17 protein-coding genes are annotated in these 16021 nt (G+C 46.3%); all 17 read right to left on the bottom strand.

Annotation, left to right across the window (positions count from 1 at the left end):
* Nucleotides 1–93: 93 nt before the first annotated feature.
* Nucleotides 94–1446, bottom strand: a complete 1353-nt coding sequence (locus tag QGT46_RS05145) for an MATE family efflux transporter (RefSeq protein ID WP_148459417.1) — start codon at nucleotides 1444–1446, stop codon at nucleotides 94–96.
* Nucleotides 1447–1519: 73 nt separating this feature from the next.
* Entirely contained in the window at nucleotides 1520–2212 is a 693-nt protein-coding gene (gene rplA / locus QGT46_RS05140; protein WP_024729125.1) for a 50S ribosomal protein L1, read from the bottom strand.
* A gap of 180 nt (nucleotides 2213–2392) precedes the next feature.
* Nucleotides 2393–2818: a 50S ribosomal protein L11 gene (rplK, locus tag QGT46_RS05135; RefSeq protein WP_006568184.1), complete on the bottom strand. Its 426-nt coding sequence runs from the start codon at nucleotides 2816–2818 to the stop codon at nucleotides 2393–2395.
* A gap of 77 nt (nucleotides 2819–2895) precedes the next feature.
* Nucleotides 2896–3444 carry a transcription termination/antitermination protein NusG gene (gene nusG, locus QGT46_RS05130; RefSeq protein WP_148459418.1) on the bottom strand — a complete coding sequence of 183 codons (549 nt, stop codon included), beginning with the start codon at nucleotides 3442–3444 and terminating at the stop codon, nucleotides 2896–2898.
* A gap of 15 nt (nucleotides 3445–3459) precedes the next feature.
* A complete protein-coding gene (gene secE, locus QGT46_RS05125; protein ID WP_024729123.1) occupies nucleotides 3460–3657 on the bottom strand; it encodes a preprotein translocase subunit SecE in 198 nt (65 codons plus the stop codon).
* Nucleotides 3658–3684: 27 nt separating this feature from the next.
* Nucleotides 3685–3849, bottom strand: a complete 165-nt coding sequence (gene rpmG, locus QGT46_RS05120) for a 50S ribosomal protein L33 (RefSeq protein WP_207727542.1) — start codon at nucleotides 3847–3849, stop codon at nucleotides 3685–3687.
* 97 nt (nucleotides 3850–3946) lie between these two features.
* A complete protein-coding gene (gene nrdG, locus QGT46_RS05115) occupies nucleotides 3947–4438 on the bottom strand; it encodes an anaerobic ribonucleoside-triphosphate reductase activating protein (RefSeq protein WP_148459419.1) in 492 nt (163 codons plus the stop codon).
* A gap of 11 nt (nucleotides 4439–4449) precedes the next feature.
* Nucleotides 4450–4842 carry a hypothetical protein gene (locus QGT46_RS05110; protein WP_148459420.1) on the bottom strand — a complete coding sequence of 131 codons (393 nt, stop codon included), beginning with the start codon at nucleotides 4840–4842 and terminating at the stop codon, nucleotides 4450–4452.
* Between the two features lie 10 nt (nucleotides 4843–4852).
* Nucleotides 4853–6973, bottom strand: a complete 2121-nt coding sequence (gene nrdD, locus QGT46_RS05105) for an anaerobic ribonucleoside-triphosphate reductase (RefSeq protein ID WP_148459421.1) — start codon at nucleotides 6971–6973, stop codon at nucleotides 4853–4855.
* A 207-nt stretch (nucleotides 6974–7180) separates the two neighbouring features.
* Entirely contained in the window at nucleotides 7181–7714 is a 534-nt protein-coding gene (locus tag QGT46_RS05100) for a hypothetical protein (RefSeq protein ID WP_148459422.1), read from the bottom strand.
* Nucleotides 7695–8753, bottom strand: coding sequence for a GerAB/ArcD/ProY family transporter (locus tag QGT46_RS05095; protein WP_024729119.1), 1059 nt, complete (start codon nucleotides 8751–8753; stop codon nucleotides 7695–7697). Before QGT46_RS05095 ends, QGT46_RS05100 begins: the two co-directional genes overlap by 20 nt.
* Entirely contained in the window at nucleotides 8734–10257 is a 1524-nt protein-coding gene (locus tag QGT46_RS05090) for a spore germination protein (protein ID WP_129700833.1), read from the bottom strand. The genes QGT46_RS05095 and QGT46_RS05090 overlap by 20 nt, the downstream gene beginning before the upstream one ends.
* Before the next feature lie 85 nt (nucleotides 10258–10342).
* On the bottom strand, nucleotides 10343–11023 hold the full coding sequence (locus QGT46_RS05085; protein ID WP_024729117.1) for a GntR family transcriptional regulator: 681 nt from the start codon (nucleotides 11021–11023) through the stop codon (nucleotides 10343–10345).
* 16 nt (nucleotides 11024–11039) lie between these two features.
* Nucleotides 11040–11912 (bottom strand): 4-(cytidine 5'-diphospho)-2-C-methyl-D-erythritol kinase, encoded by an 873-nt coding sequence (gene ispE, locus QGT46_RS05080; protein ID WP_024729116.1) that lies wholly within the window; start codon nucleotides 11910–11912, stop codon nucleotides 11040–11042.
* A gap of 89 nt (nucleotides 11913–12001) precedes the next feature.
* The gene (locus QGT46_RS05075) at nucleotides 12002–13561 is read right to left on the bottom strand and encodes a DUF3794 and LysM peptidoglycan-binding domain-containing protein (RefSeq protein ID WP_148459423.1); all 1560 of its coding nucleotides are present in this window, start codon (nucleotides 13559–13561) and stop codon (nucleotides 12002–12004) included.
* Nucleotides 13562–13650: 89 nt separating this feature from the next.
* Complete coding sequence (locus QGT46_RS05070) at nucleotides 13651–13896, bottom strand: Veg family protein (RefSeq protein ID WP_006568171.1); 246 nt, start codon at nucleotides 13894–13896, stop codon at nucleotides 13651–13653.
* Between the two features lie 113 nt (nucleotides 13897–14009).
* Nucleotides 14010–16001: an ATP-dependent zinc metalloprotease FtsH gene (ftsH, locus tag QGT46_RS05065; protein WP_034550578.1), complete on the bottom strand. Its 1992-nt coding sequence runs from the start codon at nucleotides 15999–16001 to the stop codon at nucleotides 14010–14012.
* Between the last annotated feature and the right edge of the window lie 20 nt (nucleotides 16002–16021).

Here is a 16021-nt window from a genome sequence, read left to right as displayed (position 1 = left end):
ATGTACATAATAACATTGTGCACAGTGATGAAATATACTCTGTGGAAAGACAGTAAAAAGGCCGGGACTCCGCTTCCCCGGTCTTTTTACTGCTCATATATATTTTTTCTGTGCCCGTTTCCCGAACCACACCGACACGCTGGTCCCTATCACCCATCCGATGGGCCAGGCAGCCCATATTCCTACAGCACCAAACGGAACTGACAGCACATAGGAAAGGGATACCCTCGCGATCAGATCGGCAAATGTGGAAGCCATAAATCCTTTCATTTCACTCATGCCCCGGAGCATTCCGTCGCAGACAAATTTTACACTGACCAGCGCAAAGAACGGAGCATTGATCCTCAGAAAATCAACCCCCACTCCCATGCTCCTGACTGCCTCTGCAGAGTTTCCGGAAAGAAACAGCCCCATTGCCTGACGGCTGAAGACCAGACAGAGAACAGAAAATACTGCGGCCATAGCCACAATAATTTTAATCCCGGCATTTGTGCCTTCCTTTGTTCTCTCCCATTTCCCGGCGCCAGCATTCTGAGCTGTAAAGCTTGAAACTGCATTGCCGATAGTTCCAAGTACCGAAAGGATAAAGATCTGTATTTTAAATCCTCCCGAATAGCCTGCCACGACCACAGACCCAAAGCTGTTGATCCGTCCCTGCACAAACAGCTGTCCCACCGATACAAAAGACTGCTGCATAATGCTTGGAACCGCGATCCATGTCATTTTTTTTAGAAGAAGAGGACTGAATCTCTGATAGTTTCCGGCCTGTATTTTGGCATTCTTTTTAAATACCGTCACCACGGCCAGAACAGAGGCAATACCCTGGGCTATAAAGGTAGCCCATGCAACTCCTGCGACACCCATGGAAAACGTGGTGACAAACAGCACATCCAGAATGATGTTCAGCACCGATGAAAAGATTAAAAAGATCAGCGGTGTGATAGAGTCACCCAGCGCTGTAAAGATTGCATTTGCCCCGTTATAAAGCATCAGGAACAAGATGCCCATGATATAAATCCTCAGATACAGGGCCGAATCTTCAAATATATCGGACGGGGTGGACATGGCACTCATCATCCACCTGCATCCCACCAGCCCCAGCACCGTCAAAATAACACTCATGATCACGATTGTGATCACCGCCGTGGAAATACAGCTTTTTACTCTTTTATATTTTTTGGCTCCGAAAAAGCCGGATATGACAACATTAATTCCCATGCCGGTCCCCACGGCTATGGCAATAAAGATGACTGTAATAGGCTGGGACGCGCCTACTGCTCCCAGTGCATCGACTCCAATGAACCGGCCGGCCACAATGCTATCCACAACACTGTACACCTGCTGAAATATCATACTGAGAATCATAGGGAGCGCAAATTTTCCGATGACTTCAAATGGTTTCCCTACCGTTAAATCCTTCATATTTTCCTCTCTTTTTGCACGCATGGCACACAATTTACTGCATTCAAAAACCCCTCTATAAATTTAGAGGGGTTTGTCATAACTTTAACTATTTTATTTAAGCAAACTTGCCTGTGTCAATTTTAACTCCAGGTCCCATTGTAGAAGTGATTGTCACATTCTTAAAATACTGACCTTTTGCTGCTGACGGTTTTGCTTTGATAATAGCATCTATTAACGTCTGGAAGTTGTCCGCTAACTGTTCTTCTGTAAAAGAAGCCTTACCTACCGGTACATGAATGATATTGTTCTTGTCCAGTCTGTATTCGATCTTACCTGCTTTGATATCTTCGATCGCTTTTGTAACGTCCATTGTTACAGTGCCGGCTTTCGGGTTCGGCATTAATCCTTTTGGTCCAAGATCACGACCTAAACGTCCCACGATACCCATCATATCCGGTGTTGCAACTACTACGTCAAAGTCAAACCAGTTTTCTTTCTGGATCTTAGGAATCAGTTCTTCTGCTCCTACATACTCTGCTCCTGCTGCCTTTGCTTCTTCTGCTTTTGCATCTTTCGCAAATACAAGAACACGAACTTTTTTACCGGTACCATGAGGCAGTACGACTGCTCCACGGATCTGCTGATCTGCCTGACGGCCGTCTACTCCGAGACGGAGATGTGCTTCGATCGTCTCATCAAATTTGGCATTCGCTGCTTTTTTTACTACAGATACTGCTTCCTTTACGTCGTACAGTTTCGTTCTGTCAACTAATTTGGCAGCCTCTGCATATCTTTTTCCTTTTTTCATTCTAAAAATACCTCCTGTGGTCATATCGGGAGCAACCCTCCCACTTTCTAAATTTAAGGAAGTTACACTCGACTAAGCGTTCAGGCTTCGTCTTCGACTCGCCTTCACTGAGTCTCGGTAACGGCTTTCACACTAAATTCGGCCTGCGCCTCTGGCTTGCCCTCATTAAGTGTTTAATGCCTATTCCTCCACTTCGATTCCCATGCTTCTTGCTGTTCCTGCAATCATGCTCATTGCAGCTTCGATAGATGCAGCGTTTAAGTCTTTCATCTTTGTCTCAGCAATCTGCTGTAAATCTGCTTTGGATACTGTTGCGACTTTCTTTCTGTTCGGCTCTCCGGACCCGGACTGGATCTTGCAGGCTTTCTTTAATAAAACTGCTGCCGGAGGAGTCTTTGTCACAAAGCTGAAACTTCTGTCCTGATATACTGTGATCACAACAGGAATGAGCAGGTCTCCCTGATCTGCAGTCTTTGCATTAAATTCCTTTGTGAACTGTACGATATTTACACCGTGCTGACCAAGTGCAGGTCCTACCGGCGGTGCTGGTGTTGCCTTTCCTGCCGGAATCTGAAGTTTAATATATCCTTCTACTTTCTTTGCCATAATCGTTAACCTCCTGATGATTGTGGTAATTACGGGAGATATCCCTCCCACCTTGTTACGTGCAGAGGTTTTGTCATTTACTCTGCTTTTTTGATATCTAAGAAATCAATCTCTACTGATGTGGCACGTCCAAACATCTCCACCTCGATGGTCACTGTCTGTTTGTGCTCATTTACTACGGTAACTGCACTTGTCGTACCTTCCCAAGCACCGGAAGTAACAACAATGATATCACCTACTTCAACATCAATATCAATTCTTTCCTTCTTAGGCGTTTCTTCGTTTGTACCGCCCACGTTGATTCCCAATGGCTTCATCTCAGCCGGTGTCAATGGGACCGGTTTGGAGCCAGGGCCTACGAATCCTGTCACACCTCTGGTGTTTCTGACAACATACCATGTATCGTCGTTCATCACCATGTGGATCAGCACGTATCCTGGGAACATCTTCTTGGAAACCTGTTTTTTCACACCATTCTTCAGTTCCGTTACGTCCTGAAGCGGTACCCGGACTTCTAAAATCTGATCTTGAAGCTTGCGGTTCTCGATCGTCTTTTCGATATTTGCTTTTACTTTATTCTCATATCCGGAATAGGTATGAACTACATACCAATTTGTTTCTGCCATATGCTCTCCTTACCTTTACCCTACTAACATCTTGATTCCATATTGAAGTCCCAAATCCAGAACAGCAATAATCATACCAATGATAATAGCACACACGACCACAACGCCGGTTTCTTTGGCAATGCGTTCTTTAGAAGGCCAGATGATTCTTCCGAATTCTGATTTCAATTCTCTGAACCAGCTGGTTTTGCTTGATTTGCTGGTATTCTTCATGTTCTCACTTCCTTAAATAAACGTGCATTACTTAGTTTCTTTGTGTAATGTGTGTCTTTTACAGAACTTGCAGTATTTCTTTGTTTCCATACGTTCCGGATGTGTTTTCTTATCCTTCATCATATCATAATTACGCTGCTTACATTCTGTACATTCTAATGTGATTTTTGTGCGCACAACTTCCACCTCCATTGTTTTTAAAATAAGGCATAAAAAAAAAGACCTCTTCCAACGCTAAAGTCTAGCTTACATATTGTATCATGGAAGAGGCAGGCCGTCAAGCCTTGTTTTATCTTATGTACAGCACTTTTTTCATTTGTTCCAGCGACTTTTTCACATCGATCACCTTCTGGTTGGAACTTCCTCTCCATTTGAGGGCAGTGTCCTTTAAGTCTTCCTCAAAACGACCGTCCACCAGAACATCTGTATTTTTTACGGCATCCAGAGTATAGACTTCATCCCACAGAAAACCTGTATACATCCATATGGTCTTTTCCGGAAACTTTTCTCTGACCTCTTTGACCAGCTGTTCTACCGGCTCCCGGTTCTCAGGGTGCAGAGGATCTCCTCCGCTTAACGTCAGACCGCTGATATAATTTTTGCTGAGCTCTTCAAACAGTTCTTCTTTTGCCGCCCGGTCAAACTCCAATCCGCCATGGATATCCCAGGTGACCGGATTGTGGCAGTTTTTGCACTGATGGGTACATCCTGACAGCCATAAGACAACTCTTAAACCGTCCCCATTCAGCATATCGTCCTTTGTAATGTTGTGATACCTCATACTTCCCACCTCTATGCTAATATCATCCAAAGCCCCGCCGCTGCAAAGACCAGAAACGGCAGGAGCCGCTCTGTCCCAAGTAAAGACACAAATGACTGCGGTATAAAAATTTCCTTTGGATCTGAAGGGTCCAGGAGCACTTCGGTCTCCCGGCCTTCTGCGTATTCTTCTTTTTCCCTGTATTTATACAGCCTGAGAACCGAACTGTACTCAATGCCTTTATATGTATAAGTAAAGACAGGATTTTTCATTTTTAAATTCAGATAATTGACATATGGTTTCTGCCCGGTGCAGACAGCCCGCACTTTCACAGAATACCGCCGTATGTTTAAAAATTGTTTGACCACAGGCTGAATCAAGATTCCTGAACCGATTACTAAAAGTACTGCACCAATATAAACCATGGCAGCCTCCCTACATCGACTTACGGTCGGCGATCTCCGCCATCTTTGCGTCATTGAGCCTCGTGTCTCCCTTGACTCTGGAATAAGACAGATAACCGTTCATGCGGTCGATCTTGGTCAGATTCCTGCTTCCGCAGACCGGACACACATCCATTTCCAGCTCCTCATGCCCGCAGTCGTCACAGTATGACAGGGATAGATTCACCCCTTCATAGTAACCCAGGTCCATGGCACGCCTTACCAGCGTCCGTATAGCGTCTTTATTGTAGCTGATCGGATACTTCACGTACTGGATCTTTCCGCCGTTGCATTTTTCCCAGAAACGTCCCTCTAAGTTCTGTTTCTCGATCGGCGTCAGATCTTCGGATACATGGCAGTGAAAAGAGTTGCTCACATATTCCCGGTCAGAGACATTTTCGATCACACCGTACTTTTTTCTGAACTGTTTCACCTGAAGTCCGCAGAGGTTTTCTGCCGGTGTTCCATAGATCGCATACAAATGCCCGTCTTCTTTCTTAAACTTAGTCACCTCACTGTTGATGTACTCAAGGACTTCCAGTGCAAATGCGCCGTCCTGAGCAATGGATTTTTTGTTGTGCAGCTGCTGAAGTTCATTGAGCGCCGTGATCCCAAAAGATGCTGTGGCAGACTCAAGCAGCGGCTTGATCTTGTCGTGAAGTCCCAGATGTCCTCCCAGGAAGCCTCCCTCACAGTAAGCCAGAGGATTTGTGGATGCCTTCATCTCTCCCAGATAATCGTAGGTCCTTCTGTGGAGCTCCCTGATCAGATTCAGATAATAGTCCAGCACTTCATAGAAGTCACGGCTTTCCTGCTTTGCCTTTGCATAGATCATCGGCAGATGCAGACTTACCGCCCCGATGTTAAAACGGCCCACAAAGACCGGCTTGTCCTGCTCGTCCAGAGGCTCTGCCCCTCCCTTTTCATACCAGGGAGATAAAAATGCTCGGCAGCCCATAGGGCTTACGATCTTTCCATATCTTTTATACATGTCCGGGACATATCCGTCCCCTGTAAGGCTCAGCCAGTCGGGATACATCGTCTTGCTGGAACAGCGGATGCCCGCTTCAAACACATCCTCCAGTTCTCCGCCGGGTCCATGGAGATTTTCATCGTAGAGAAATACGATCTTTGGAAACAGCACCGGTTTTTTATGTCCTTCTTTTCCCTGTCCTCTTCTCCTGACATCCAGCATCGTAATCGTTGCCATCTTTGCAAACCGGCCTGTGCCGGTTCCTGCGGTCACTGTGATAAAAGGATAGTCTCCGCGGCTGGAAGAAACACTGTTAAACTTATATTCAAGTCCCTGGAATCCCTGACAGAATTCTTTCTGCACATCCTTGAGGGACTCGGTCTCTGCCCGCTCTCTGGAAAGGCCGAGGGCTTCATACTTTTCAATGCCTTTTTCATAAGACTTCTCGGCATACGGTTCCAGGATCAGTTCAATATTCGGCACCGTAAATCCGCCATACTGCTGGCTGGCCGCGCTCAGCACGATGTCTCCTATGACGTCAAAGGCCACATCCAGTGTCTTTGGTTCATTGTACCAGAGATTCCCCATCTCAAAGCCGCCTTTTAACACGGCCTCCACATCAAACAGACAGCAGTTCATCGTATCTCTTCTGGCTGACATATCATGAATATAAATGTACCCGTCCCGGCAGGCCTGAATCTCTTCTGTCGTTAAAAAAAACTTCTGATACAGAGACTTGTTCAGCTCATTAAAGATGAGACTCCGCTTCGTTGACACAAGGGCGCTGTCTGTATTGCTGTTCTCTTTGTCTCCTATGTACATGATGGACTGGCTTTTCTTATACACATCATCCAGCATTTCCACAAAATCCTGTTTATAATTCCGGTAGTCCCGGTAGCTTTTGGCCACGTCGGGATTTACCCTCTCCAGAGCCCCTTCCACCACATTGTGCATCTCCGTAATATGTACTTCCGCCTTATTAAGCTCGTCCACTCTCCCATTGACAAACCCACAGATCTCATCAATCTCATCTTCCGTAAATTTCACAAGGGCACGGTAGGCGGATTTATTTACCGCCGTCACCACCTTCTGAATATTAAAATCCTCTTTTGTTCCGTCCTTTTTTACTACCCGTATCATACTCTCTCCTCCCTGACTGTTCCCAGAGCATCGTCCTGCCTGCGGCATATCCCGCTGAAAGCAGGAGACACCGCAGGCAGGGGACTCATCGCTATTTTCTCAATCAAATTACTATATATTGTTTGATATGATCTTTTATTCTACTATATCTTGTGTGAATGTATCCATCTTACCATCTCATCCAATACAAGTCAAGGCTGATTTTTGTCACTTTCTGCCGTAAATCCTGCCAAGGCTCAGATCCTTGGGCTTTTTCACTTTCGGAGAACTTTCAATGCCTTTGGCCATGTATTCACCAAAGGAGACAGGCAGCTCCTTCTCGATCGAAAAAAGCTCTTTTAACTGTTTTTTACTTTTAAGAATCAGTACGGATTTTGCGATTTCCGAATGATTTAAAAGCTCCTCTATCATAGTATCATCAATCTGTCCGTTGGTAAATACAATCACCTTTAAATGCCCAAAGTTTAATTTTTTCGGCTGGGTTCGCTCAAAACTTTGGTTTGTCTCATTTAAAGACCTGCCTGAATAAACCACAGACTTGGACGGCACGTTCGTTCCCTGGTTATCCTGAGCCTTGGAAAAATCTGCACAGGAATAATCGATCAGATATCCGTTCTCTGTCTTTTCGATGCCCATTGCCAAAACATAGCTGCTGTCCTCGATGTCCCCGGCTTCTTTGCAGCCCGTAAGTGCCGCTGCTGTGACTGCGGCCATCAAAAGGCTAATGATGATCTTTTTCATGGGTGCCTCCTCTCCGTTCCAGCCAAAACAAAACTGCCGGAATTAAAATGCCCAGCAATAGATTTGCAAAAAGGAACACAGAAATATAATTTTCCCAAAGACGGATCATAGGGATCAGAAATCCAGTGGTCAAAAACAGTCCGCCGTAAGAAATCCACCTGCCCCATTTCTTTTTCCCCGGAAATGTGTTTTCAAAACTCCAGTTTCCATAAAACAGGTATCCGCTCAGCACACAAAAGACTCCAACGATCCAGAATGCGATCAGGAAAATGTCCAGCCTTGCCATGATCCCTCCCGGCATGGCTACATTCTGGGCCATGGAGATCACCGGAAACGGGTCTCTCCTGATCATCCGAAGACCCAGGCTTCCCGCCGTGGCGGCAAACACTCCTGCCGATAAAATGATAATTCCAAGTAGCGTCCTCTTATTTATTCCCTTTTCCTTCATATGCCCCTGATAAAACCACACCAGTTCCATAGGATGAAACAGTGCGAGCACATACAGCCCGCCCATCGCCAGATTCTCCGGTTCAAACTTCCGGATCAGGAAGGGTTTCATAGAAAATTCCGTGGTACTGAGAAGAAGGATAAAAATAAACGGGATCAGGATAAACCAGAACAGCCCTTCCATGACTCTCGCTCTGTCGTCCAGCCCCTCCCCGTTCATCCGGAAAGCCAGAAAAATGATCGGCAGTCCGATCCAGTAAATATTCATATACGGCAGAAGGAACACCCTGGCTAAGATCAGCATATATGCATAAAAAAATGCGGCGTTTATAAAAAATCTCACATAATAGAGAAAGGAAATCACCCGGTGCTTTTTTAATACCTCTTCCATGGTCAGACTGCCTTCTGCTTTTTGTACAAGCCACGGATAGCAGGCCGCGGCAAGGGCCCCAAGGAGCACCGTATAAAGCCCTGTTTCACCGGATTTCAAGGCAGATGCCTGGGGAAGGAACATGCCCACTCCGCAGAAGGTTTCCAGAAGAAAGATCCTGCTTCCCTGCTTTTTAGAAATTTCAAGATTCGCCGTCCACATGATGTTTCCTCCTTCCCTGGCGTTTTTTCGCCCCGTCCTTTGTAAACCATGGCCTGAAAATCATACGCCTGATAGGCAGGCGCACCATATAATCCTCCCAGGGGTCCGTTTCTTCCACCGTGGCTGATACGGTCGGAAACAGATACGGGATTCCATAGCTCTGAAGCTTCATCAAATGGATTGCAATCGCAAGGAATCCGAGAAAGAATCCATAAAGACCCCATATGGCACAGACGATCATAATAGAAAATCTCAGCAGCCGGAATACCCCCGAAAAGCTTTCATTTGGTATAGAAAACGATGCGATGGCTGTAAAGGCTACAACAATTACCACGATCGTGCTGACAATATTGGCATCCACCGCTGCCTGTCCTACGATCAGCCCTCCTACAATGCCTATGGTGCCGCCCAGCTGTCCCGGAAGGCGGATACCCGCTTCCCTTAAAAGTTCAAACGCAAGTTCCAAAAGCAGAACTTCCACGACGACAGGGAAAGGCACTCCCTCCCTGGCCGACACAATGGACAGCATAAACGGTGTGGGAAGAATTTCCGGATGATAATTTGCAATGGAAATATAAAATCCCGGCAGCCCGATGGCAATAAAAGAAGAAATATATCGAAGGATTCTGGCAAATGTGGCTACTTCCCACCGGTTATAGTAGTCATCACTGGCCTGAAAAAAAATATTCAGCGTCACCGGCAGCACAATGACCTCCGGAGAATTGTCCACCACGAGCACAACTCTTCCCTCCATGAGCCCGCTTGCCGCCTTGTCCGGCCTCTGAGTCAGCTGGTACTGGGGAAACGGAGATTTGCTGTCCTGCTCCATGAGCTGTTCCAGCATTCCGCTGTCAAAAATTCCGTCAATATTCAGTTCATCCAACTGTTTTTTTATCTCCTTTACTACCTCATCTTTGGCCAGATCCTCGATATACATAAGCGCTACATCTGTTTTGCTCCTTGTTCCGATCCTAAGCTGGACAACCTTCATTCTCGTATCCCTGACCCGTCTTCGGATCAGTGCCGTGTTGGTCCTGAGACTTTCATTAAAGCTGTCCTTCGGACCGATCATGGCTACTTCCCTGTCGGCTTCCTGCACTCCTCTGGTAGGGAAAAACTTGCTGGATATAAAAATCCCCTGATCAAGCCCGTCAAAAAACAGTACTGTATCTCCTGATAAAACGGCCGTGACAACTTCATCCATTGTCGTGACCATCTTCCGGTCTGCACTCTCAATCACCCAGGAGGTCACAGACTCTTTCAGAGGGTGAAGAGGGTCTGTGAGGAGAGGTTCCAGTACATTTTCCTGGATCATGTCGGCTTTGGCAAGCCCGTCCGTGTAGATCACATACATTCCCGTGTGTTTTTTCTTCCCGACGTAAAACTTCTTCTTTACAATATCATTGCAGTCTGAAAATACCGCTTCGAGATAAGCAATATTCTGTTCCAGATCCTTTGATATTACACCTTTCATTTTGTGATTTTTATCATGAAATCGATCCATTTTTTCACACCACCTTTGAAAGTAGTATGAGCAAAAAAAAGAACTCTATGCGTACGCACAGAGTTCTGTCTGAAAGTCCTCAGACCTATTTTTCTTCTTCCTGGATCTTTTTGATCACCGTCTCTTCCTGATTGTCAATATGACGTTTCATGATCTCTTTCGCCCTCTCTTTGTTCCCGGCGAACATGGCTTCCACCAGTTCCTCGTGTTCTTTGAGAAGGACCGCATGATATGCCGTATCCTTGACATATTCCAGACGGTAGCGGTAAATCTGTTCTCTCAGATTGTTGATGATCTGGATCAGCCTCTTGTTCTGAGTCGCCTCGAAGACGGCATCATGAAATTCCACATCACAGTCTGCGATCTTAGGATTGTCATCCGTCTGGATGGCCTCCCGGAAATTGTCGAGGGCTGCCTGAATCTTCTCTCTGGAACTTTCATCCAGGCGCTCCGTGGCAAGTCCTGCTGCCAGTTCTTCCAGAGAACTTCTCACTTCCAGGACATCTCTTAAATCTTTTTCCGTGATGCGGGCTACTTCCGCGCCCTTTCTCGGGATCATGACTACCAGCCCCTCAAGCTCCAGCTTCCTTATGGCTTCCCTGACCGGGGTACGGCTGACTCCGAGACGGTTTGCCAGCGCGATCTCCATCAAACGCTCTCCGGGCACAAACTCTCCGGTGATGATCGCCTGTCTGAGTGTATTGAACACCACATCCCTCAGCGGCAGATATTCATTGACATTTACTTTTAATTTATCACTGCTCATCTTTCGTTCCCTCCAATTATGATTCTCTATTGACCGGCGCCACCACATAGGCCTGCTTCACATCTTCAAAGGATCTTAGATTGGAAAGGGCTCTCTGTGCCTTTTCCTGTGAAGCAAAGATTCCAAAGACCGTCGGTCCGCTCCCGCTCATGAGTGCATTCTCGGCTCCCTGTTTAAGCAGGAACTCTTTGATCTCATCGATCACGGGATATCTTGGTATGGTGACTGTTTCAAGAACATTTTCCATCCTTCCTGTGATCCCCTTCAAATCCTGATTTTCAATGGCAGATATCATTCCTGTGATGTCCGGGTGTGAGGAAAGGCCCGGCACGTCCAGATTCTCATACACAGTTTTCGTGGATACACTGATCCCCGGCTTGGCAATCAGTATATGGCAGTCCGACACAGGGGGCAGCTTTGTAAGTTTTTCTCCGATCCCTTCGGCCAGTGCAGTTCCTCCTATGACACAATAAGGCACATCCGCTCCCAGCCCGGCTCCGATCTCACACAGTTCCTCTTCCTTAAGTCCCAGTTCAAACAGCTGGTTCATTCCTCTCAGTGCTGCGGCGCAGTCAGAGCTGCCGCCCGCCATGCCTGCGGCGATAGGGATACGCTTTTCCAGATACGCTTCCACGCCGTCTTTGAGCGAATACTTTTTCTTTACGGCTGCGATGGCCTGACAGACAAGATTCTGTTCATTGACCGGAAGAAATCTAAGATTGGCGGAAAGTGTGACGGAATCACCGGAAGTCTTTTTAAGCTCCAGCCGGTCAAAAAGACCCACTGTCTGCATGATCATCCTTACCTCATGATACCCGTCATCTCTCCGCCGTACTACATCCAGCCCTAAATTTACTTTTCCATAAGCTTTCAGAACTACCTTTTTCATCTGTACTCCTCACTGTCTCCTGCCGCTGAAACTTAGTATTGTATACAGAACATTATAATATTGTTCCTATAAAAATGCAATCCTATTTATCAATTCCATTCAATTTCTTTGACTATTAACAGTTTATCACCTGGCTTTACTTCCTCAATGCCTTCATTTTGATCACGGATATCGTCAACGGTAGTAAAATAACGTTTTGCTATGGACCACAGAGTATCCCCGTCCTTCACGATATATCCGACGATTCCCGGGATCTTCTGCAGTTCTTCATAATCCAGAGGCTGCTCAGATACATTTGTCATAATCTTTTCCGCTTTTTTGTGGAAAGAGATGAAGTCAAATATAACATTTGCTTTGATCTCGATCTCATCCCCTTCCGTCGGAGTGGCGCTGATATGATCCAGCATAACATCCAGCTGATAATCGTCCTCTTTCATCAGACCATTAGCCTCGATAAAGTAAGAAAACGGTTCCATATATGAGCTGCTCATTACCGGGTTCTGGTCCTCGCTGGACAAAAACAGCACATCCGCCATCAGGACACCCTCCACCTGGAGCCCCTGCTCTTTGACTTCCACATCGTCTAAATTGCAGCTTCCTTTGACAGAAAGCACCTGCAAAAGCTTTCCCGGCTCCTGCTCGATGGAAAAACGCTTCGCCATCTTCATGGTAGCCTGATTTTTTCCGATCAGGGATTCAAAAGCAAAGTCTTTATATTCCGGCACCAGAGTCTTCTGCATCGTATAGCAGTCTCCCACGTAAGAAAGCACCTGATCTTCGTAGACTTTAATATCACACTCAAGAGTTGCGTCAACCGATACCACTCTCTCTTCTCCGTCCACATCCGGACGGATCTCCAGCTGATGGTTTCCAAGGGAAATGTGGATCTTGCCGATCATTCCCGGTGCACATTCATAGCACTCCAATTCTGTGTGCAGCGGGATCTCCCACCTGGCATACTGGACCGGAAGCTGTTCATCCTCTCCGAGATATAAAATAAACACATGCATATCACCCTGTATGTCGATGCTATGGTCTTTTAACTTTCCCTGTACATTCTCAAGCTCCACCTGGCTCCAGAGAATCTCATAGATGTTGGATTTGTTGGCCGGCAGAACCAGCTCCTCTTTCATTCTGGCAATGTCCTTTTTATTGACGATCAAGTCTGTCACCTGAACTTCCTTTTTCAGGGAAGATATCCCGTCACCAAGAACATCGATAATGCCTTCCTCTTTAATCTCCTCGTTGACATGGAGGGTCAGGGTCAGAAGTATTCTTATGCTCAGTTTCCTGGAATTGATCAGCACTGTGTTGATGTCATCAATGACATAAGAAACCTTCACATAATCTGTCGGCACAGCGCCGTCCATATGTATATACTCCTCAAAGGGGAGAACAAAATCCAGAGACTCTAAATAGGTCCTGGCGTCAATTGTCCCGTACAGGCCTGAAAAATGAAATTCTCCCTTGATCCGGATACGGTCCACCATCATCTCTGTCTCCTGCATGATCACCAGCCCTTTGGTCTGGATCATCTTCTCCACATCCGGCTTCGTATCAGGCACATTGCAGTCCTGGTCGATTGTTATTTGTACCTGCTTTCGTTCTTTTGCAACGATTCCATAAAAATCCTTTTTGTTAAAATCCATAAAAAATTCCTCCCTGTCTTGTATATACAAATATATTCAGACAGGAAGGAATCTATTCCTTCAAGATTAAAATTGTATCCGGTACAGTGTCAGCCTTCCAGCAGCATCATCCTGACATCTTTCGTGATCACGTCCTGATAACTGAAACTGACAGTTTTGCTTTTGGTGCTGCTGTCGTCTTCAATCTCTACCAAAAAAATGTTCGGATATGTCTCCGTAATGACTCCCTGTGATGTTACAAACTTGTGTCTACCTTTATTTGAGCTGATCTTGATTTTGCTGCCAATGCGCTCCTGAATTGACTTACGAATGCATTGAATATCCATCTGTGTCATTCTTTCACCCCATTCTATCTATACAGAACTCGTGACACTTTCTGTATACTGTGAACTTTATTGTATCATTATAACCGAATCCTGTCAAATCTATACATGGGATGTCCAGAATGTTACATATCCTGAGAATTTTTTTCCATATCTTCCGACGGCTGTTCCTGTGCAGGCTCATCCTCTGTCGTGGAGCTTGAGGCATCTTCCCTGGAATCTTCCTCTTCCTGTTCAGAATTTTCTTTCTTGGCATTGAAGATTTCCATAAACTCTTTTCCTGTGATCGTCTCTTTCTCGATCAGGAACTGTGCAGCCTCATCCAGTATGTCCATGTTGTCCCGGATCAGGTAAAGCGCCTTTTTATATGCATCTTTCAAAATTCCCATAACCACCTCGTCTACCTTTGCCGCGGTGGATTCCGCACAATTCATAACGGGACGTCCGTCCAGGTAACGGTTAGTAATGGATTCCAGGCCGATCAGGCCGAATTCTTCGGACATACCGTACTGTGTCACCATGGCTCTCGCGATGGCCGTGGCCCGTTCGATGTCATTGGACGCACCGGTTGTCACCGTGTGGAACTTGATCTCCTCGGCCGCACGGCCTCCAAAGAAGGATACCAGGTCTGCCAGCATCTCGTCTTTTTTATTCAGGTACTTCTCTTCCTCCGGCCTCTGCATCGTATATCCGAGGGCTCCCATCGTCCTTGGCACGATGGTGATCTTCTGCACCGGCTCAGACTCCTTCTGGAGAGCCATGACAAGCGCATGTCCCACCTCGTGGTATGCAACGATCTGTTTTTCTTCCTTGCCGAGGATACGGTCTTTCTTTTCTTTTCCGGCGATGACCACTTCCACAGCCTCAAACAGGTCTGACTGAGACACATACTCCCTTCCTGCTTTGACAGCAGCCAGGGCCGCTTCGTTGATCATATTGGCCAGATCCGATCCCACTGCCCCGGATGTAGCCAGGGCGATCTCTTCAAAGTCTACGCTCTCATCCATCTTAACGTCTTTGGAATGGACTTTTAAAGTCTCGATTCTTCCTTTCAGGTCCGGGCGCTCTACGATGACGCGCCTGTCAAAACGTCCCGGGCGCAGAAGTGCTTTATCCAGTACTTCCGGACGGTTGGTAGCAGCCAGAATGACAAGTCCTTTGGAAGTATCAAATCCATCCATTTCAGATAAAAGCTGGTTTAATGTCTGTTCACGCTCATCGTTTCCTCCACCCTGGATGCCCGTGTCACGGCTTTTTCCGATGGCATCGATTTCGTCTATAAATATAATACACGGAGCCATAGACTGGGCCTGCTTGAACAAGTCACGGACTCTGGACGCACCGACACCAACGAACATCTCCACGAAATCAGAACCGGACAGGGAGAAAAACGGAACATTCGCTTCTCCCGCCACTGCTTTGGCTAGCAAAGTCTTACCGGTACCCGGAGGTCCCACAAGAAGTGCTCCCTTGGGCAGTTTTGCACCGATCTTTAAATACTTGTCAGGGTGATGCAGAAAATCCACCATCTCGGTCAGGGACTCCTTGGCCTCCTGCTGTCCCGCAACGTCGGCAAAGGTGACGCCTGTCTTCTTCTCCACATAGACCTTGGCGTTGGACTTTCCTACGCCCATCATACCGCTCTTTCCGCGCATCATAAACATCAGCAGTCCAAAAATAATGATGGCAGGCAGAATGCTCACGAGAACACTCATGAGAACCTCAGATCCGTCCTTTGCCTTTGCCTGGTAATTTTCGATCCCTGCCTTCTCCAGCCGGTTGACCAGCTGATAATCAGGTACGGGAAGCTGGACTACTTTGTATGTAGTCTTATACAGCGGGTTCTCTGATTCTTTCGGAATAACGGTGATCACATCACTTTCGAACACAACCTTTTTAATTTCTTTTTTCTCTATCATCTTGACAAACTTGCCGTAGGAAATCTCGGTCTCTGTACCGTTTTTCCATTTGCCCACTACAAAGTTGAACAAGACAGCCACTAAAATAGATGTAATCAAAATCGATATGATCATCTGAATGGAATTCTTGTTATTTTTATCCGGTTTCTTCTGTCTATTATCCACGAATGCTTTTCCTCCTTCGATCTTCTCAAGCATTTATAGACTCCATTATATGG

The organism is Anaerostipes faecis, assembly GCF_910574135.1.
In the GTDB taxonomy this organism is placed as follows: Bacteria; Bacillota; Clostridia; order Lachnospirales; family Lachnospiraceae; genus Anaerostipes; species Anaerostipes hominis.
Note: the sequence above shows the minus strand (reverse complement) of the source record. Positions and strands in the feature narration are given on the sequence as shown.